This is a genomic window from Kandleria vitulina DSM 20405, assembly GCF_000702065.1.
In the GTDB taxonomy this organism is placed as follows: Bacteria; Bacillota_I; Bacilli_A; order Erysipelotrichales; family Coprobacillaceae; genus Kandleria; species Kandleria vitulina.
Map to the genome: position 1 here is coordinate 23,353 of NZ_JNKN01000013.1, position 20,734 is coordinate 44,086.

18 protein-coding genes are annotated in these 20,734 nt (G+C 30.8%); all 18 read right to left on the reverse strand.

Annotated features, from left to right (window positions below):
- Positions 1 to 8 precede the first annotated feature (8 nt).
- The gene (locus tag T513_RS0104705; RefSeq protein ID WP_031589172.1) at positions 9 to 1,469 is read right to left on the reverse strand and encodes an oligosaccharide flippase family protein; all 1,461 of its coding nucleotides are present in this window, start codon (positions 1,467 to 1,469) and stop codon (positions 9 to 11) included.
- A complete protein-coding gene (locus T513_RS0104710; RefSeq protein ID WP_051654396.1) occupies positions 1,462 to 2,637 on the reverse strand; it encodes a glycosyltransferase family protein in 1,176 nt (391 codons plus the stop codon). Before T513_RS0104710 ends, T513_RS0104705 begins: the two co-directional genes overlap by 8 nt.
- Positions 2,638 to 2,662: 25 nt before the next feature.
- Positions 2,663 to 3,526, reverse strand: coding sequence for a glycine betaine ABC transporter substrate-binding protein (locus T513_RS0104715; protein WP_031589174.1), 864 nt, complete (start codon positions 3,524 to 3,526; stop codon positions 2,663 to 2,665).
- Between the two features lie 110 nt (positions 3,527 to 3,636).
- Positions 3,637 to 5,199, reverse strand: a complete 1,563-nt coding sequence (locus T513_RS0104720) for a DUF2142 domain-containing protein (protein WP_031589175.1) — start codon at positions 5,197 to 5,199, stop codon at positions 3,637 to 3,639.
- A 4-nt stretch (positions 5,200 to 5,203) separates the two neighbouring features.
- The gene (locus T513_RS0104725) at positions 5,204 to 5,923 is read right to left on the reverse strand and encodes a hypothetical protein (RefSeq protein WP_029072515.1); all 720 of its coding nucleotides are present in this window, start codon (positions 5,921 to 5,923) and stop codon (positions 5,204 to 5,206) included.
- A gap of 12 nt (positions 5,924 to 5,935) precedes the next feature.
- Positions 5,936 to 7,048: a glycosyltransferase family 4 protein gene (locus T513_RS0104730; RefSeq protein WP_031589176.1), complete on the reverse strand. Its 1,113-nt coding sequence runs from the start codon at positions 7,046 to 7,048 to the stop codon at positions 5,936 to 5,938.
- A gap of 48 nt (positions 7,049 to 7,096) precedes the next feature.
- Complete coding sequence (locus T513_RS0104735) at positions 7,097 to 7,453, reverse strand: DUF2304 domain-containing protein (RefSeq protein WP_031589177.1); 357 nt, start codon at positions 7,451 to 7,453, stop codon at positions 7,097 to 7,099.
- A gap of 1 nt (position 7,454) precedes the next feature.
- A complete protein-coding gene (locus tag T513_RS0104740) occupies positions 7,455 to 8,162 on the reverse strand; it encodes a glycosyltransferase family 2 protein (RefSeq protein ID WP_031589178.1) in 708 nt (235 codons plus the stop codon).
- 112 nt (positions 8,163 to 8,274) lie between these two features.
- Positions 8,275 to 10,236 (reverse strand): DUF6077 domain-containing protein, encoded by a 1,962-nt coding sequence (locus T513_RS0104745; RefSeq protein WP_155266068.1) that lies wholly within the window; start codon positions 10,234 to 10,236, stop codon positions 8,275 to 8,277.
- Positions 10,237 to 10,491: 255 nt separating this feature from the next.
- Positions 10,492 to 11,796: an ArnT family glycosyltransferase gene (locus tag T513_RS0104750; protein WP_031589181.1), complete on the reverse strand. Its 1,305-nt coding sequence runs from the start codon at positions 11,794 to 11,796 to the stop codon at positions 10,492 to 10,494.
- Between the two features lie 107 nt (positions 11,797 to 11,903).
- Complete coding sequence (locus T513_RS11710; RefSeq protein WP_031589182.1) at positions 11,904 to 13,250, reverse strand: Ig-like domain-containing protein; 1,347 nt, start codon at positions 13,248 to 13,250, stop codon at positions 11,904 to 11,906.
- Positions 13,251 to 13,282: 32 nt separating this feature from the next.
- Positions 13,283 to 14,326: an asparagine synthase-related protein gene (locus tag T513_RS0104760; RefSeq protein ID WP_029070976.1), complete on the reverse strand. Its 1,044-nt coding sequence runs from the start codon at positions 14,324 to 14,326 to the stop codon at positions 13,283 to 13,285.
- Positions 14,326 to 14,760: an FAD synthase family protein gene (locus T513_RS0104765; protein WP_029070977.1), complete on the reverse strand. Its 435-nt coding sequence runs from the start codon at positions 14,758 to 14,760 to the stop codon at positions 14,326 to 14,328. The genes T513_RS0104760 and T513_RS0104765 overlap by 1 nt, the downstream gene beginning before the upstream one ends.
- A gap of 2 nt (positions 14,761 to 14,762) precedes the next feature.
- Positions 14,763 to 15,716 carry a LicD family protein gene (locus T513_RS0104770; protein ID WP_051551162.1) on the reverse strand — a complete coding sequence of 318 codons (954 nt, stop codon included), beginning with the start codon at positions 15,714 to 15,716 and terminating at the stop codon, positions 14,763 to 14,765.
- 9 nt (positions 15,717 to 15,725) lie between these two features.
- A complete protein-coding gene (locus tag T513_RS0104775) occupies positions 15,726 to 17,171 on the reverse strand; it encodes a flippase (protein ID WP_031589188.1) in 1,446 nt (481 codons plus the stop codon).
- 8 nt (positions 17,172 to 17,179) lie between these two features.
- Positions 17,180 to 17,947, reverse strand: coding sequence for a transporter substrate-binding domain-containing protein (locus T513_RS0104780; RefSeq protein WP_031589189.1), 768 nt, complete (start codon positions 17,945 to 17,947; stop codon positions 17,180 to 17,182).
- Between the two features lie 10 nt (positions 17,948 to 17,957).
- The gene (locus T513_RS0104785) at positions 17,958 to 19,658 is read right to left on the reverse strand and encodes a hypothetical protein (RefSeq protein ID WP_031589190.1); all 1,701 of its coding nucleotides are present in this window, start codon (positions 19,656 to 19,658) and stop codon (positions 17,958 to 17,960) included.
- A complete protein-coding gene (locus T513_RS0104790) occupies positions 19,655 to 20,731 on the reverse strand; it encodes a glycosyltransferase (protein ID WP_029070981.1) in 1,077 nt (358 codons plus the stop codon). The genes T513_RS0104785 and T513_RS0104790 overlap by 4 nt, the downstream gene beginning before the upstream one ends.
- Positions 20,732 to 20,734 lie beyond the last annotated feature (3 nt).

Consider the following 20,734-nt stretch of genomic DNA (forward strand, 5'->3'; position numbering starts at 1 on the left):
TCTATCATCTAATGACTAACCTTTAATTTATCTAATACCACATTTAACATTGCCATAAACATTTCATTTTTTAGAACTAATAATATTAATCCATACGAAATAGCACCAAGAACTATTTCTAGGAACAATACAACAAACATTCCTTTAAAGAAAGTAGAGATGATATAACCAACAATAAAAATTGATATGCATCCCAAAAGAATACTTGTAATAAATCTTTTTGACAAGTTGAATTTAATATACCTTTTAGCATAGTAATATTCAATAATAAACATCAAAAATTCTGCAATGAGCGTTGTTACAGCTGCACCATTTTGTTGGAAATATTTTAAAATAAAAAGGTTGATTACTATATTAACAATTGCTGAAATAGCAGAAGCTACTAAATTAACTTTTTCTAATTTATATGGTAATAAAACAACATTTGTAAAATAGATTGCCAATGTTGCAAAAATCAAACTTAAACTTAATATCTGTAAAGATAAACTTGCATCAGCATATTTAATTCCACCAATCAATACAACTACATGAGGAGCAGTTACTATAATTCCGCATACAATCGGAAATAACAAAAGAATAGTGACTTTGAGAAGTTTATCAGAAAGCATATGATACTCCTCAGCATCGCCTCTTGCAATAAATGAAGTCATACGAGGCAAGGCAACTAAAATAACAGCAGCCAAAGTATTCTTTAGAATAGTATAAACATTAACTGCAATACTATAAAGTCCTACATAATAATCACCATTAATTAAACCAATTAGAGTTTTATCCGAATTAACATAAATAGTTGCTGTAATTGTTGTTAAGAACAATATCATAATTGGTTTGATATGATAATTTAGATTCAAATGTAACGTAAATCGAATCTTCACATATTTTCTAGCATGAAAGAAGCTAAAGAAGTTTGCTCCTGCATTAGCAATGACAGTAGTAGCAGCATAGAAAAGATAATCATCTTTATTTCTAACAAAAACAAACATAAGAATAATTGCTAAGATATAAACAATTAATGTTCTTACTGTGATATAAAGATAATCTTCAACAATTGAAAAGAGCCAGTTTACACCAACTAGATTACCTATAATCATTATACTTTGAATAAGAATTAAATCTGAATATGTGTTAATTCTTTTAAAGAATACAACAAATAATGCAAGTAGAATCAAAGCTAAAATTGTAGAAATAACATTAATAGAAAATACTTCACTTGAAAATCGTGATAACTTCTCATCATCATTTCTAAAATAAGCACCCTCTCTAACTGCATATGTTGCAATACCTAATCCTGCAATTAAAACAAAATAACTGACTATGGAGTTAGAAAAATCTACTTTCCCAATATTTGCAGCTCCTAATAGACGAGCAGCGTATGGATAGGTAATCAACGGGAATATAATTGTTAATATAGTTTTAAAGCCATTTAAAATAGCATTTAATTGAATTGATTTACTTTTATATTTATCCATTTAATTTTGATCCTGAAGTAATAATTTTATAGAATTCCTCACAAGTCTTTTCCCAAGATAATTCTTTTAGTTGATTCATTGCTTTGCTATTCATATCAATTAGCTGTTGTGGGTTATTAATGACCTCAAGAATTCTATTAGTTAATTCATTTGGATCAAATCCAATTAACATTGCGGTATCATTACCTAAGAATGCAGAATATGATCCATCTTTAAATTCAAATGTAGGAAGACCTGTTGCTAACATTTCATAAGGAACTAAAGAGATATTAGTCATTGATGCAACCATACCAAAATCAACTTTTTTATAAAGTTCAAATAATTGCTTCTTTGTCAATAAACCTAAATTTGTTCCACTTAATACCTTCACATCTTTTTTTAAACCATAATAATAAACATTTAATTCAATGCCATGTTCTTTAAGTTTACTTTCAGTTTCTTTTAATAGATATTGAATAATAGCAGGAATTCGTCTTCCAGACTCTTTAATATAAACAGCCATATTAAATTTATTTTTAGTCCTATAAGACATATAATCTCTATCAACCATTTTATATTCTTTTGGTTCATATGGGAAAGTTATGTAGTCAGATTTACTGTGAACATCTTGTACGTTATTTTCAATTTGTTTAAGATTCCATGGTCCCAAACTAATATGATGAAAACCAAAAGTATATGTTTTTTTAGCTAACATATACTCATCACCAACATCATAGAAAAAAGGTTCAAAGTCTTGGATAAAATAAGTTTTATATCCATTTAACTGTTTACAATAATAAACACTTAACCAGTTTGTAGCCATACAAATATCGTAGTGATCATCATGTTCCTCAAACAATTTAAAAGTGCCTTTATAATCAGGAATACTAATGCTTGCATTCTTCTTCAAAGTTTTAATATCTTCATGTGTTTTATGTCCCTGGACAAGATAAGTTAATTCAACACCTTTGCTAGCAACATATGTTCCTATTCTAAGAATGGAACTTCCTCCACCTGATGACATGGTTAAAACTGGTATAACAATTGCCATTGTTTTAACTTCTTTAGGCATTTCAGGATTGCTAATAGGATCAAAACTACTATCTTCAAGAAGATGACATAATCTTTCAATGCGTCTCAATTCTTTAATATCCATCAATTTATCATGTAACTTATTAATAATTTTCATAAATATTCTTCCTTTCATACAAAGGTTAATCATTTTTATTTAAATAATCTAAACTCATATCTTCGATAGACAAACCAGTAGAATTCATTTTATTATTCAATTCACTTAATTTCTTATCAGTAATATCCTTTCTCAAAGTATTCCAATATTTCAAAATCTCATTATGTTTTTTTATATACTCATTATTTGATAACATAACACAAGGATTTGAACTAATAAGATTTTTATCATCTTTTAAAACAACGTATCTACTTGTTTTAATAGGAGACTCATTAGAACTTCCTAATACAATATCTAATTTATTTTCTAAAAGTTTTCTATAACGTTTTTTATATGAAACTATAGATTCATTATCCCATTTTCTAATATCGTACACTTTACAAATTTCATTAAATTTATCTAAATTAATAGAATCACAACCAACATTTAATTTAATGGAAACTTTTTTTAAATCACTTAATTTACTAACATTAAATTTTTTTGCATTCTTTTTCACCATAACAAATGAAATTTTTCTATTTGCTTTAGTAAAAGAATTAAGATTAATCTTATAGCTTTTATTTATCTTTTTTTGATTTAATTCATATAAAGAATTAATATCTGATGCATTACTACTCACATTTAATTCTTTTGAGATATTTTCTAAACCATTAATAGCGATATTAATCTCATTATTATTTATTTTATTTATAATTTCTCTACTTGATAAACCATAGATTCTTTCAACATTATAGCCCACTTTTTCAAGTTGATCAGATAACAATTGAGCAACTAGTGCATCATCATTTGAAGTTGCACCTATAACAATGTTTCCTTTATGTTGATTTTTGATTGAAGATGTGCAACCTATTAAACAAAAACATAAAAGTATAATACTTATTTTTCTCATCTTATTACATCTTGTAGTCTATTTCTCTTAACTCAACTACTATTACCCTTTCTGTTAATTTTAAATCAAATTAACAAAACTTGCATAAAACAAAATATTCAAACTTGTGATTAAAAAGCTAAATACAATAAATCAAGTGATTCAATAATAGCTAATAACAAGAAAGCTAATTTTAAATATGATCCTTCAATCTTACTTGTGTTATTTTTTGAAGTGCTAATAAGCATAAATAACGGTAAAATCAATGGTAAAAAATAACGTCCTTGCACACCTAAAATATGATTAGCTCCAAGTGGTGTCCATGAAAGAAGTAAACCAACTAAAACAAGAGCAGTAACTCCCATAATTAATAACAAATATAGAATTCTCTGAAATTTGCTAAAATTATACTCTAAATCTTTTTCAAAAGAGGACGCAAGCATAAATACAAATATCCATATATAATTTAATGCAGTAGATAACTGAATATTAAGCCATCCTAACAAAGAGAATGCTGATCTAAAATAGAATCCAAAATGAACTCTAATATCATTTAACAAAATATATGGTAATCTCAATGGATGATTTATAAAGTAATTAACAGAATACATAAATTGTGTCTTTGGATTATTCCAAGGCAACATTGAATATAATGAATTAGTAAAAGTTACTGGTTTATAAGTAAACATAGTAGCCAAAACACGAATGGCAATTAGTCCTACTATAAAAGAAATAACAAATCCCACTTGTTTATAATTGATATTTTTTATATCTCTTTTAGTCATTAATATAAGTGGTGATAACAATAAAAGTGAGTAGATTCCACTTTTAACAAATATAAGAACTACAGCCGTAAGAAAATATAAGAAGTAATTCTTTTTATTTCTACTTTGTTCAGGCGTAATCACAAATCCTAAACCAAGAGAAACTGCTAAAAATGAGCATGAATTTAACATCAAGTCATAAGAAATTGACATTCCTTGTTGTAATACAACAGGCATTAATAAAATACCAAAGAATAAATTCTTTTTAATTGGCATTTTCTTTAATGCGTAATAAGTTAATGCAAGATAAACAAACATTCCAAAAAATCTAGCAAAAAAGAATGAAATAATTGCATTCAAGCCAAAAATTCTTCCAAAAGTTAATCCCAATACTGCAGGAAGATAGTAGATGATACTATATTTAGCAGATGATACTTTATCTAGTGCTACGAAAGATTTATTAGTTTTTACTCTTAAATTAGATAAAACATATTTTCTAACATCTTTAATGTTTAATCTAGTTGCTTCATCCCAATGATTATCATAAATCATTCGATACTCATCATATGTCAATGTAGCCTTATGATTAATTTCAACACCTAGTAGTTGAGAAGATAATGAAGCAATGTTCTTTAAATGAGTATTTTCATCCGGAACCATTCCAGGTGGCAATAAGAAACTAAATACTATTAATAGAGGAATAGCAATTTTTAAATAAAGATAATGAATTTGATCTTTTTTATATAAAACACTCCTTATCCCTACTATACCCGTAGTTATAATTGATACACATAATAGTGAGTATAAAGCAGTAATTTTAAGACCACGACCAATAATCTTTTCGCTATAGACAGCAAATATTAAACATGCAATAACTATCAAAAACTTATGGATTGTTTTTTCATTATTTTTAACAACTGAATTATTCACTTTATTATCTCACCAAGCTCTTTCTTGATTTTCTTATCAGTATCGCAAAAAGTACGACATAACTTAATAAAACGATTACTACTTTTGTAGAAAATACATTTAATTTATTTTCTACTTTATAAGATAAATCATAATTTACTTTATATTTTAGCGTAACATCTTCATTTGGCTTTACCCCGTTTTTCTTTAACTCTTTTTTACCTTCTCTAAGATATGCTTCATTTTCTTCATTTAAATGTGTTAAAGATGTTTTAAGAGGTATTTCACTTTTCTCAGATAATAAAGTAACAAGTAATCCTACTGCTTTTCCTTTTTCACTATCAGTTGTAACTTTAATTCTATATTTCTTACCTTTACTATTTTTTTGTGATTTAAAAGTGAAATCATGATGTCCATTGATATTTAGATTTTCTGCATCTAAAACTGTATTATAAACCACGTTATTACTGTCTAATTCAATTAATTGAACATTAACACTTCCTACATTATCCCTAGAATATTCATAAAAATATAATGAAAACTGATAAAGATTATTAAAGCGTGCTTTAAAATCTTGATATATGTATTCACCTTTAGTGATCTCACCAGAATTTACTTTTGTTTTAGTTAATCCGTCAATATATCTTATACGATTATTTAATGTATTATTTCTATTCCCTATAGTAAAAATTATTGCCCAAAAAACACTAAGAATTAGTGTCGCAATTACGAATTTTCTCTTCAAGTCCACTCCTCCTTAATGTTTCTTTAAAGCTTCTTTTATTGTCTCTACTGTATGAACCCAAGTAAAGTTATGAATAACATTATCATAAATGTTATTCTGCATTTTTTCTCTTAACTCTTTATCTGAAATAACTAGATTTAGCTTATCAGCTAAATCTTCAGCATTCTCTTCAACGATGAATCCATAATCATCGTTCAAAATTACTTCTTTAGTACCACCTCTATCAGTAGCTAATACTGCACATTTCATTAAACCTGCTTCAAGAATTGAAGTTGGTAAACCTTCTGGATACATTGATGGATAAACAAAAATATCAGATTCACTGCATAATTTCATGATTTCATCATGCGGTTGTTTTCCTAAATAATGAATTTTCTCAGATGAATATTTAGATTTAAGTTCTTCTAAAATTGGTCCATCACCTGCAACAGTAAGCTCGATATTATCATATTTTTTTTCAACTTTATTAAATGCTTCTAATAAATTAACAATACCTTTTTCCGCAATAATTCTACCTGTAAACAAAACCTTAATTTTCTTTTCATCTCTATTTGGCTCAATATAAGCCCCATCATCGATAGCATTATAAAAAACGCCTTCTGCATTAATACCAAAATATTTTAACCATTCATTTGTACGTTTAGCCACACCATAAAATCTTGGGTTATACTTTTTAATTTTTCTTGTCAAATGATCTTCATATTTAGCTCCAAGAAAATCAAGTATTGAATTACCAACTTGAATATGACTACTTGAATGATCGATTAAGAAAAGTTCAGCATTTTTTTGTTTTGCAACTTCACAACCCAATAAAGTTGTTTGAAAATAACGCGTATTACAAATAACATAGTCAATATCTAGATCAAGTATTTTCTTTAATAAAGCTTTATATTTTTTATTCTTCTTCAAGATTGGATATCTAGCTTTAAAAATATTATAAATTGGTAAATGAATAAGATGAATACCATCTAATTCTTCATAATCTGGATATCCTTCTTCATTTGAAGCAACGATATATACGTTATAATCCTTTTTTAACAACTGCGCTATATTTTTTGTATACTGCTCTACCCCACCTAAATGTGGAAGATAATAGGCATGAAAAATCACGATTGTTTTTTTCATATTTTTCCTCCAAGAAAACCTCAGAATAATAAGTCACTGAATAACAGTCTATTCTTTTCTCTCAAGATGATCTTCTAATTCACTTTTCAATAAAGAAAACTCTTGAATTAATAATTTGATTTGTTTTTTTTGTGTAGTAACAATGATAGTTAATATCAAAGTAATAGTCATCAACAATGTAATCAAAAATGCAATAATCAAGTTTGACATTGCCTTAAATCCAAAGAAATTAGTAATCATTGTCATGAAGCCAGGAAGAACACTTACAAAGAATATTGCTAATGCGGCACCAAACCAAACTATACCGTATTTGATTGCAATTTTTCCTTTTTTAACAAAATTCCAAACTATTCCAAACCAAACAATTGAATATATTAATAATGCAATGACAAGCGAGTGACTCATATTATTTGCTTCCTTTCAATGATAAAATTGATAATATAACATTAATCATATAATATGCACTTTTTAATGACTGTATAGAAGAAGTTCCACCCTGTCTCTCATTCATTTCTACAGGAACTTCTGTAACATTTAATCCTGATAACAACACATTAACTGTAGATATAGGTTCTGGATATTCAACAGGATAATCTCTCACAAACATCTTAATAACTTTTTTATCCACCGCTCTAAATCCAGAAGTCGTATCTTTAATTCTCTTCTTTGTCTTAAACTTAATTACATTTGAAATAAGTTTAATACCCATTCTTCTTGCTCCTGTAGTCTGGAACTTACTTTTATGTCCATCCACAAATCTTGAACCAATAACCATATTGTAACCTTCATTAATAATTGGTTCTACAATTTTAGAAACATAGGCAATATCATGTTGGCCATCACCATCATATTGAACAGCTACATCATAATTATTTTGATAAGCATAAATGTAACCAGCTTGAACAGCTCCCCCTATACCTAAATTATGAACGAGTTCTACATGATTTAAATTATTCTCTCTTAAGATTGTTTCAGTCTTATCAGTTGATCCATCGTTGATAACAACATAATCATAATTTACATTGTGTTCTTCATTATATTTCTTTATCTTATTTACTGCATTTAAGATAGTTTCTTCTTCATTATATGCAGGAATAATAATAAGTATCGACATGCTCTTTCTCCCATCTCTTTTAACCATTGTATGGTATCATATTTATAGGTCAAATTCAATCTCACAAAGTAAGTATTATCAAATGAAACTTCATATGATAATACTTACTTTTTTATTTCTTATAGTAAATATAGAAGTCTTTATATACCCCATCTATTTTTTTATAACATTTATATCCCATTTTTTCGATATATGGATTGCAAGCTGGTTTAAAAGTAATTACTGTATTAACAGGCCATTTCAAGAATTCTTTTCTAAATGCTTTATATGTTTCTTCTGTTGGATTCCAGAAGAACTTAACATAAGCTTTTTCTGCCTTACCATTATATTTTTCAAATCGAGGATCGTCTGTTCCTCCAAATCTCCAGTAAGGAACTAATGAAATGATATTAGGCGCAAACTGTCTTACTGCTCCTGCAACTTGCATATCTAATAAATAATTACGATGTTTGCCAACCACAATTCTTGTATCCATTGATGTTGGTAATCTTTCAGGAACAAATGCAATGATTTCTCCTTTTTCCTTATTCATCACATTTAATGCTTCACCTAATTCTTTAACTTCTGTCGTTACAAAGTATCTATTGTGATAGAAAGTTCTCATTTCTCTTTTTATATTATGAAGTGAACCTTCTTTCGCATAAATGGATGTACAACTTAATATCACTGCAATAAATGCAAATAAAACTGGTCTAAATCTAACTACTGAATGTTTTCTATTCGCATATTCAAAACCTAACAAAGTACTTCCATAAGCAACAATAAGCATTGTAAGAGATGCATTAGTTCTTCCTACCACAAATGAATAATTAGAAACAAGCTCAAAAATATTATTAAATGGATCTAATCCACATAATACAAAGAATCCTAAGAACATCATTGATAATTCCTTAATAAACTTTATGTTTCTATATTTATAAGTTAACCAAATTATTGAACAAATAAACGGTACAATAACAATAGATGCCATATTATCCGCAAAATAATCCCATGTTCCACCCTCTGATTCAAATTTAGGAAGGAATCTAGCACCGTCATTTTTCACAAACACTCCAATGAACATAATTATAAACAACGCTATCATAAAGTATTTCTTATCTTTAAAATACAATTCTTTCAATCCATAGCTCATTAATACAACTGCCGCAATTGGCAACACTGTTGTAGACTTATTCACTAATGCAAATAAGATTAAACCAAATTGTATAGCTTTCATTAAATATGAACGCTTTTCATTTAATAACGGCAATAACAGCCAAATAAATCCGCACGTTTTTACTACCAATGAACCAAAGAACATACCTGTATGAATCATCCATCCATCTCTTAATTCTAAAATGCCGTGTGTAGCTAAAACATTAGTATCGAAACAATACATTACAAGTACAACTCCAATGTACTGTAACGTATTTTTATTTACGCTCTTTCCTGCCTTTTCAAAAATCTTCTCTGCAAATGTATAGAGTGTACAAACAAGAATAAAATAATGATTGAATGACAAGAAACATCTTGCAAATAATGTTGGAATCATCTTAAACAAGTAACAATATACAGATGATTCTAATTCAAACGTGTTGAAAATTCTCATTCCAAACATTGATGAAGTAGCATGTAAACCTGTTCTCACATTAATATTGAATGAATCAGTTTCATAAGGTAATGTCGCAATCTTATTTAAATAATATGAATCATCTGATTCATTATTACTCCATAATTGTGCATTTTGGAATGTCACCATTGTAATTGCAATAACAGAAACAAAGATTAAGAACCAATATCTCTTAATAAAAGTCTTGAATGATCCTTCAAATAAATCTTTCTTTTTCTTGATGATGATATATACACTAGAAACAATAAGAAAGATATCTAAAATAATCACGAACCAATAATAGATTTTCCAATCAAACTTAAACATTTGGGTTATTACCCCAAAAAAACCTGTTATTATCGTATATAATATATATCCTGAAACTGTACGTGAAGGTGCACTTTTCTGTTTAGTAAACGCTGTCCCCACTAAAAATGGAATAATTAGATAAATAATAACGTATATTATGCCTTTTATATATTCCATACTAACTCCTCCATCATTATGTCTAATCGTATTTATTCTACTCTATCTTAAGTTAAATATAAAGAAAACTTTTAGAGAACTTCAACTTCAAAAATATATTCTATTGAAAAATACTAAATCAGAATAATCTTTTTTAAATTTCTTAATCATTTGTTTAGAAAGATAAAGATAAATGACTATCTAAAAGAAGTAGTATAGGATCTATTGAATAAATTGACATGATATTTAAAAAGGATGTCTCTCGACATCCATAAATTAAAAACCATATACAAATTCAGGGTTTATATAATGACCATAAATCACATAATAAAGAGTATAAAGCGATATTAAAATTACCAAACAGCTTAAATGTTTGACAAGTGCACCATTATCTTTCTTTGTATGTGCTTCAAATCCTTTAGTAATTAGTAACATCAAAGGGATTAACATTGGCATACAGTATCTTCCTTGAGGTTGAAAATCATTAAAGAAAGAATAATACATATTAAGACAAGTTGTAATTATGCACATAATAAACATTAAAAAATAGAACATATCAAATTTCTTGTTCTTATCTTTAACAAGATACAATATTAGAGATAAGATCGGAATCATAAAAAACAACCATGATACTGCATGTTCCATAAATACATTCATATACCCAAAAGTACCCACAAAACTATATAGGGTTATATGTATCCATCTTCTATCAAATAACATATAACTCAACGTAGGATTTTCACTATTAATAATTCCACGATTATCCGGCAAATACATTGGTATAGCGTATTTTTTTGCATACATGTTAGATGTTTTCAATCCTAAAAAATCTCCATTGTAAATTATTCCATTTCTAATAAACCACCATCCAGCAACTAAGAAAGAAACACCTGCCACAATTGAAGCTTTCTTTAATAAGAATTGAGGTTTGTTTTCAATTTCTTTACATGTAATAACATCCCATACACAATAAATAATGGCACATATTATTATTCCATATGAATTAAAATAAGATAAAGCAGTTATCCCTAAGGACAATCCCAATAAAATACAGCTCTTAATATCCCACATGTTTTCTTTTCCAATTATCAATTGATAAATTACCCATGTAACACACATAACTGCGAACGCATCTAAGTTAATGTAACAAGAGATAAATTGAAACATCGGTAAAAAGGACACAAGTATAACAAAAAACCACTTGCCTCTTTTACTAAATAAACGATCTCCTATTTTCATTGTTAAGTAGACCGTAATAACTGAATAGATAACTGTAGCCATTCTTCCCCATAGATATAAATTTTCTTTCGCTACTTTAAATATCATTCCTATTTTCATAAAGAAAGCAGGTAGAAAATATCCTAGAATAGGTTGAAAAGCGTAGGAGAATCCCCATTTATCAATTCGTACCTCTGGATCTCCACCAAAAGGTAATTGTAAATGTTTAGCTAGGTAAAGTGGAACTTTCATTCGTGCTAACTCATCTGGTCCTTGATCATAGGGAACAATAAACATCCATAATAACAAAATAATAAATATGAACACTAGAAAAAAGCGTTCTTTCCATTTTTCTTTTAACATAAAATCTCCCTAATTATTCCAAATTCACTTTTCTATTATAACTGCTTTTTGACATTTTTCCATATTAAAAAAGAGACTGTAGTGAAATAGTAACTTCATTACAGTCCCTAAATCGTCAACTCATAAAGCTGAATCTTATCCCTAATATTAAATCTAAGATAAAGCTTATTATTATAGATATCAATTGATTCAGGTTCATATGGTAAACCGATATCATTTAAATAAAGATACTTTTCCTGTTTCATACTATTAATGGATATAATTCTTAACATTGGTGGTGTTCCATATAACCCACCACTTACAATATAAATCTTTCCATCTTTATAACAGTTATCTTGAATATAAGGAAAATAAGGTAAATCTTTAACTGATAATAAGTCTTCTTTATTTAAGTCCACATCATCATTTTCTGTTGGTTCATCAAAAACAAAGAAACGAGTGACATGATGCTTGTCATTCAAGTTATAGACATACAGTTTTCCTAGATCCCTATTCACCACAAAATTGCCATAAGCAAGAGGATTGCCTTCCTCTTTCCATAGCTTCTGATCAGTAAAGCCAATCCTAATTGTAGAAACAAGAGTGGATGTCAATCCATCTTCTGTTTCAGTTAATCGATAGACAAAGCATGTCCCTTCAGGACTCACCTTACTATTATAAGCATTCACATAAAGAAGAGGATAAGGATCATTTTCATCATACTTTCTACCAAAACATACGCTATTACAATGAATTTCATGTTTTTCACTTTGATCTAAAACAAAATGCTTAGTCACTTCATTTTGATTAAAGTCATACACAATCACATCTGCCTTAGATGAAACAAAAAAGTATTCTGAACCCCATATGGCACCACCTTGAGCGTATCCTTTCCCATGTAGAAGAGGTGTACTGATACTTCTTACCTTAACTGTATTAGGATGAATATATGATCCCTGTTCACTTGGATCATTATCCACCTTCACCTTACAAGTTAAAGTATACTTATCTGCCTTAGCAGTAATAATTGTATCACCCTGTCTTATTCCTCTTAGCTCACCTTTTTGACTGATAGTCGCTATATCATTATTCGCACTTGTCCATTTTATCTTTTTCGCATAATTTACTATCAATAAATGCTTTTCATACCTATTGATGGTAATCTGCTTTTCTTTTAGAGAGGGAGCTTTAACAGTCACTTTACACTTTAAAGATTTTCTACCTATCTTCGCAGTAATAGTCACTTTCCCCTTCTTCTTCGTTTTAACATAGCCTTTTTTAGATACAGTCGCAATTTTCTTATTGGATGTTTTCCACTTCACTTTCTTGCGACTGTATTTAACACGTAAACGATATCCTACATTAATACCTAAGGTAAGCTTATTTTTATTTAATTTTGCTTTTCTTGCATTACTTTCTTGCACAGAAGTTGCCAATAGACAAACTACAAGCACAAATCCTAATAATCTCTTCATAATTATTCCTTCTTAAAAGAAGAGTAGAAAAACTACTCTTCATCTAAAATATTCAAGAATGTCTCTAATGACCATAACAGCCATTTCTGATTACCAGTCATTGCCTTCTGGCAATGAGGAATAAATTCTTTTCTTTTTGGTCCTTCCCAATTCTCAAACCATTCATTAACTGGTCGAGGCATAGGTGTCTTAGGAGGAACTACAAATCCTGGATATAGACTTTCAAATACTTCTCTAATAAGATATTTGTTTTCTCCTTTACGTACACGTTCAAGATCTAAGTCTACTGCCATTTCTGTCATCGCATATGGCATATAGCATTCTACTCCAGCTGCAGTTCCAGCATTGATATATGATCCAATGCTTTCAGGGAAGAAGATATGAGATAAGAAGCCATGTACATCGACATAACCATCTTTTGTATATTGTTTAAATGGTTCTAGTTCCCACTGTGGATTCATTAATGCATGATGTGGAAGGACATTTGAGAAACGATCAATGAATTCTCCCATTGTCCAATCTCTGCTTAAAAGCATACTTAATCCACCGTATAATGAATCAGCACTTTCTCCAAATAATAATGTATCAAAGCCATCAGCTTTTGCCTGCATAGCTGCTTTATAGATCTGTACTTCAATAGAATGAATAGGAGCACCTTTCTGCTTCATCAATAATGGTGCATATTTCTCCATATCTTCCCAGTAGATCTTTACAACCTTATGATTAAGTCCACACTCTTTTGCATACTTTTGTGCAGCTGGTACTTCATTAGTAACTTCTTTACCAGGCACAATACACTGAAATGTATAAGCTGTAGAACCTTTTGGCATAAACTTTGCAAGTACAGCTGAATCAATGCCCCCAGATAAAGCAAGAGCAACCTTGTGATTTTTGCATAGTTCTTCTACTTGATTTTTAAGAGTTTTATAAAGTTCATCACTATTATGAACCTGTACTCTGTTCTCCGGAATCTTTGTATAACGTGGAGGATACTTTAATGAAAAGCATTTTGTCTGATCAATGACTGTTCTATAAGTCAGAAAAGAGCTCATGCAATAATCTCTATCTTCAATCATTATTTAACATCCTCCAATGTATCTTTTCTAATATAGTTCAACGCTTTTCTGATCTGAGTTGAACTTGTACCCTTAGTATATGGGAAATAAACTATCTTGATGCCTGCTTCTTCAAATTCTTTTTCATAGGCTTTCCATTTATCAGTACCATACCAGTCATCACCTACAAATAGAATCTGGGCATTCAATTTTTTGCATGCTTCTAGCTTATCCATATTATACTGTGGGACAGCTGCATCCACATATTTAATTGAACGTACAATTTCAATACGATCTTCAAAAGGAATCATTGCCTTCTTGCCCTTATAGCTTACAAGTTCATCCACTGTAACACCAACGACAAGCTTGTCACACATTCCCTTAGCGTTCTTTAATAAATTCAAATGTCCGATATGAAATAAATCATAGACACCAGCAGTATAACCAATGACCATGCTTAACCCCTCCTTCTATCGACCTTTTTTATAAATCTATCATACCTATCTTCATGCACATATTCAAGGTAGGATTTCTCTGGATCAAAGAAAACACCACCATGAGCGCCTCCTCCTATCACAAATTCCTTCCAGTTGCCATAGAACTGATTTAAGAAGTCTTCATAGCCATTAGGAAGAGGAATCTCCAGCATTTCAAACTTATGATATGTGACATCACTAAACCATGCTTTCTTTAAGACAAGTTTTTCTCTGTATCTAAACATCACTTTACCAAATAATGGTGTATTGGTATTTTGATATTTCACACATTTCTTCTTAAAATCTTCATAGATAGGATTCTTGAAATCATAGACATGTCTTAATGTCGTAATAATATTCTTTACAAAACCTTTAAGACCAGTTCTTCTATACATATTTTCCCAGAAGTAAGTGTATTCTCTTGCATCAAGCAAGGTCTTAAAACAATCGCTCATATAATGAGCACGTTCTTCTTGTTCTTCAGGTAAATCATCAAGTGGGAAAATATCTAAGAAGATTCCCTGATTATAGAGTACATGTCGCTTATCTTCCATCTTTAACATTCCAGTTGTAGAAGAATTTCTTAGCTGCGCATGACCACGCATGCTGCCGCGATCCGTTTCTTCAGTCTGGAAGAAGTAAGGCGCTTTAAAAGCTGCTGGCGCAATCTCACATAGTTTTTCATAATCTTCTCTATACATGCATACATCGATATCATCATCCCAAGGAATCATCCCATTATGTCTGATAGCCCCAAGAATTGTACCGCCATCTGCGAACCATCTGATATCATGTTCTTTACATACACGCATAAATTCATTTAATAAATCTAATTCAACAGCCCAGATCTTCTTCATTTCTGCACTGACAAGATAGCCATCACGTTCTTCTTCTTCAAGAAAACCTTCAGGCAATTCCAATTTGATATTTAACATGAGTTCCTCCTAATGTCTTAATTTAGCAAGAAGCTGATTCTTTGCAAAATCTATGACAAAGTCATCTTTCAAGATAACTAACATAAGACAGTATACACTAAATCCTACACCAACCTGAACAATGAGTGCAATAAATCCAACGTTCATATATTGATTGATAAACAAGATCACCGCAAGCATAAGTGCTCCCGCAATAAGCTTGCGCCATAAATGTGAAAGAATAACACCCCAAGTCAGATAACGATTGCAGTGTCCAACATATAAAATAGTGATCGCACTCTCCGCAATAACAGTCGCAATCGCCGCACCTGCACTCATCAGATGAGGAATAAACAGACAGTTCAATACAAAGTTGATGACTGATCCAGCAATAATATAATTAGCAGACTGCTTTCTTTTCCCTGAAGGAGTATAATACTGTGCCCCTAGACAGTTAGATAAGCCAATAATTACGACAACTGGACTCATAATCTCTAATAGCACAATTGTACGATCATATCCTGGTCCAAAGAACCAAGGTACAAATGTTCTCGCAATCCCCATCATACCAAAGAGAATCCCTATTCCCATAAAGAGAACATAGTTCACAGACGTATGGATTCTTCTTTTGATTTCATCATATTTCTTTTGTTCAAAAAGATAAGAAATACGTGACTGCATAACCATATTCAAGGCTACAAAAGTCAATGTTTTCATCATATCAAGAATCTTATTAGCCTGTTCATAATAACCATTTTCAGCCTTATTATGAGTAATAAGCTGAATCAATGTTTTATCTAGAACATTATAGACTGAAGTCGCAATCGTTGGAATAAAGTATACCAGTGTTTCATGAAAATGATGCTTCAATTTAATCGTCTTAAAGTCAATCTTACAGATAAACTTAGAAAGACCAGTCCACATTCCCACATTACCTGCAAAGTTCTGGAAAGCCACAATAAATATATAAATAAACAAATCACTAGGCTTCTTCACAAATAAGAACATGGCAATAACACTTAATACTCTAAAGATTGAATTCCATACGATCGTGAATTCAAAATGTTCAATACCGGCATAGAACCATGAAATATCAAACATGACGGCCAACAAGTTAAAACTTAATACCGCATAATAAATCGCATCACTCTTATTAAAGAATGTGAAAATGCCCCAGAAAACAAGTGCTGCAGACGTTGTCAGCACTGTTAAGATCTCAATCTCCCAGAACAGCTGACTACGTCTTTCTTTATCATTTCTCACACGTGCAATTTCACGTGTCCCATAAGTTACAGTCCCTAAAGCTGCAAATAAAGTGAAATACATGGAATAAGAATTCGTATAACTGTAAATACCGATATTCTTAGCTCCCAGTACTCTTGAAATATAAGGGGCGGTCAATAATGGCATAATGATCTTTAATATCTGATACATCATGCTCAATATGAAATTCTTTTTTAAGCTAGGCTGTTTCATCGTCTTGATTACCTCTTATTCTTAGAAATATCTTCTTCAAAATACTTCTTAGAAATCTTACTCATAGTCCCATCACGATCCATCTTCATAATAATGCGACTTACTTTATTGTTAAGAGAAGTCTGATCCAATCTCATCAAGAAAGAGAAATCATAGATAAGACTTGTCATTAATGCAATCTTCACATCACTTTGAGGATGTCTTCTCTTATAATCATTATATGTCATAAGGTCAGTAACACTGGCCACAACTTTCTTATTAGAAACAAGATTAAGTGCTTCTTCACTATTTTCAACAGGTGTCATAAGTCCCCCATTGAAGTGATCTAGATATTCCCAATAAGTACCTTTCACACCACTTGTCTTCCTATTTCTAATATCCTGGAAAAGCTTGATATTGTTTTCCCCTTTGTTTGTGACAATGACCCCATAATCACATTTATACATTGTCGAATAAAGATATCTGACTTCCTTATCCGTCTCGCGATCAGGTTCCACCTGATTTGCGAGCATGTCTATTTTCTTATTGTCTAAATCTTTTAACAACTGATCCGCTGTCTTTGTCACAAACTCCACCTTATAGCCAAGTCTTGACGCAATCTCTTTGGCGATATCCACGTCGTATCCGACGTACTTATTGCCATCACTGTAAGAGAAAGGACGATAGTCCTTCTCGATACCGATTCTTATAATCCCACTTGTCTTCTTTCCTGAATGACATCCGCAAAGCAATGCGCAGGCAAGGAAGGCAGTGAGTATTTTTTTGATTGTATTCATGTTTGCCCTCCTACAAGTAGATATTATGTTCAACAGGATCCAATACTTTTAAGTTACCTGTCTCATAATAGATATAAGTCATATACGTATCAGGAATCATTTTTGAAACATCAAGGGATGCCTCAAATCCACTATATTTATAGGACTGTGGATTCTGAATACGTTTCTGATAGTAATCATTGACATCATCACGCTTAGATAATGTCGTATCCATCTTATAATAAAGATTAGATTTCTTTGCACGAAGAACAACGGTCATCTTCGTCTTAGGAGTACTTCCATGACGATCAAGGACATACCATCCTTTACAATAAAGCATGCCATCCTTGACATAATACTCTTCCATCCCAAAGCTATGTTTAAGATTGATTGTATATTCATCAGGATGAATAATCATCACATTGCGATTCATGCGATGATATTCAATTGTAGATACCACCATCATAATGACAACACATCCTAACACAATACAGCTGCCAATCTTTTGAGCACCCTTAAGCAAAGGTTTGCCTCTAAATGCTCTTAAAGATGACAACGTAAAGACAAGTACCAATGACGCATTGCTCATTAATCCTGAAGTAATGCACGACAACATGAGAATCATAAACATCACAAAGATCTCATGATGCTTTTCTCTCTTATAAAAAGCAATCAGACCAGCACTAATTAAAATAAGCATCAAAATAGAAATGATAATTCCTCTTTCTACAATAAGCTGCATATAGCCACTATCAATGAAGTTAGAACCAAACACTTCTGAAACATTATAATGAAGTGCATCATAGCCATATGTCTTCATATGATTACCAAAAAGATGAATACCATTATTGACAATATTTCCATAGACAAAAGACAATCTTCTAGAAAGAATATCATTCAATCTAAAGAAGATACCACCAAGTCTATAACATAATGTCATAAGCAATGTTCCTACCGGAACCAAGGCAAAAAGAAAGACAAATGCTTTCTCACCCCATAATAGTATTGGTCTTACCCATTCCATAAATGGTGTCTTCTTTATTACAACTAAAACAAGAAGTAACTGTACCATCAAGAAGTATGTACGGGTATCCGTAATAAAATAAGTAGCTAAACTTGCCATCTCTATAATCATAAGATCTTTCCAAGAAAGATCCATCTTCTTGATATAGACATAATACAAAGAGGCAAATCCAACAATTGAAGATACTGTTGCAGAATAGCCAAAGCCAACCGCAAAACGTGTTACTCCACTATCCGCATCTCTAAAAGTAAGATAATTATCAATCAGTCCAAAAGAACTTAATAGTGGTATAAATAATCCAACACCTAAAAGAATACCAGCTGTAACACCCGCAACATGCTTTAAAGGATAGCGTGATAAGACTATAGCCAATAGAACCATCATCACAAACTGATAGCCACCAGTAACCTTATAGTTAATAAGACTCGCCATCACTAAAGCAATAAGCAGTACTGAAAAAATAATATCCTGTATGCTAAATTGTTTCTCTTTTCTTTCTTTATAGAAATCATAGAGAAGATAAAGAGATTCAATAATAAAGAAGGCAAAACATGCCAAACGATTAATCTTTAATATCACGGGCATAAAGCCAAAACGATTAACCAAGGATGTTCCATTAATAAGCAATGTCAAATAATAAAAGCCATAGATTCCTAAAACAAGCTTCTCCTGTTCTAGGAATCTTTCTACCATATTCTTCTCTCTCATAGGCAGGCCTCGATGGCTTTTTTAGTAAAGTAGCCTTCTCTTAATTTTTGTGAAAGCATCTTTGTGCTATCAAGCATTGACTGATACTCTTCATCAGACAATGAAGATAAAGTATCATGAATATCTTTCACATCATCAACGACAATACCACAATGATGCTTCAACACAAAGTCAGCTAAAGCTGCCTGTTTCCATATCACTACCGGTATACCGCTAGATAGATAGAACGATGTTTTATGAGGATTATTGATCTTCAAGTATTCTCCAAATACACCAGTACATGTCTTAGATGTCAAGCCATCCCATACAAGACCAAAGCTTCCCTTAACAGCGTAAGGCAATGCTTCTGGTTCAAATGAACCATGATAGCGAATAAGATCTGTTTCATTGCCAGTGTAATTGATGCCATAAAGATTGAAAGACTGATTATCTGGAAGATCATAGACATATCCTGCTTTTTCTTTAATAAGATTAGCCGCAATAATGATAGGCTGATCTTTTCTTAAATGTTTTCTGACTTCATCATAATGGAAATCATCTACAAGATAATCAAAGATTTCTAGATCTACCATATGATCATCATCAATATCGATAAGCTCCTTAAGTGTCTCTCTCATATGACTATTATGAACAATCACCTTATGAGCAATCTTTAAGATATCTGTTTCTTCTCTTTGAATTCTAAAACGTTTCTTGCGATCCGCATTCTCTCTCTTCATTGCTCTAAAGAGTTCAATATCATGAATAAGAAGATTGATCTTAACACCTTTCTTTTGTGCTTTCTTAAAGACACCTGCTAAAAGTAAAGAGTGTTCGACAATCGGGAACTGGATAAAGAGATCATCTCCTTTATTTAATGAAGAAAGAGCATCTTCCCAGTTCTTCTTAATAATGAAATGACATTTCAATTTATTAAATACATTCAGATTCTTGCGATCTTCAACACTCGTAGTGACAAGCAGTCTCTTGATGCCAAAACGTTCACAGAATGCTTCAAAGTCATCTCTAGCCTTATAGCCAGCTGTTCTTGCAAGATCTTCTCCCTGTTTTGTTTCTTTTACATAATATTTCATACC

Coding starts and splice junctions, on each gene's coding strand:
- T513_RS0104705 (WP_031589172.1), bottom strand. CDS start 1,469: ATGGATAAATATAAAAGTAAATCAATTCAATTAAATGCTATTTTAAAT.
- T513_RS0104710 (WP_051654396.1), bottom strand. CDS start 2,637: ATGAAAATTATTAATAAGTTACATGATAAATTGATGGATATTAAAGAA.
- T513_RS0104715 (WP_031589174.1), bottom strand. CDS start 3,526: ATGAGAAAAATAAGTATTATACTTTTATGTTTTTGTTTAATAGGTTGC.
- T513_RS0104730 (WP_031589176.1), bottom strand. CDS start 7,048: ATGAAAAAAACAATCGTGATTTTTCATGCCTATTATCTTCCACATTTA.
- T513_RS0104735 (WP_031589177.1), bottom strand. CDS start 7,453: ATGAGTCACTCGCTTGTCATTGCATTATTAATATATTCAATTGTTTGG.
- T513_RS0104740 (WP_031589178.1), bottom strand. CDS start 8,162: ATGTCGATACTTATTATTATTCCTGCATATAATGAAGAAGAAACTATC.
- T513_RS0104745 (WP_155266068.1), bottom strand. CDS start 10,236: ATGGAATATATAAAAGGCATAATATACGTTATTATTTATCTAATTATT.
- T513_RS0104750 (WP_031589181.1), bottom strand. CDS start 11,796: ATGTTAAAAGAAAAATGGAAAGAACGCTTTTTTCTAGTGTTCATATTT.
- T513_RS11710 (WP_031589182.1), bottom strand. CDS start 13,250: ATGAAGAGATTATTAGGATTTGTGCTTGTAGTTTGTCTATTGGCAACT.
- T513_RS0104760 (WP_029070976.1), bottom strand. CDS start 14,326: ATGATTGAAGATAGAGATTATTGCATGAGCTCTTTTCTGACTTATAGA.
- T513_RS0104765 (WP_029070977.1), bottom strand. CDS start 14,760: ATGGTCATTGGTTATACTGCTGGTGTCTATGATTTATTTCATATCGGA.
- T513_RS0104770 (WP_051551162.1), bottom strand. CDS start 15,716: ATGTTAAATATCAAATTGGAATTGCCTGAAGGTTTTCTTGAAGAAGAA.
- T513_RS0104775 (WP_031589188.1), bottom strand. CDS start 17,171: ATGAAACAGCCTAGCTTAAAAAAGAATTTCATATTGAGCATGATGTAT.
- T513_RS0104780 (WP_031589189.1), bottom strand. CDS start 17,947: ATGAATACAATCAAAAAAATACTCACTGCCTTCCTTGCCTGCGCATTG.
- T513_RS0104785 (WP_031589190.1), bottom strand. CDS start 19,658: ATGAGAGAGAAGAATATGGTAGAAAGATTCCTAGAACAGGAGAAGCTT.
- T513_RS0104790 (WP_029070981.1), bottom strand. CDS start 20,731: ATGAAATATTATGTAAAAGAAACAAAACAGGGAGAAGATCTTGCAAGA.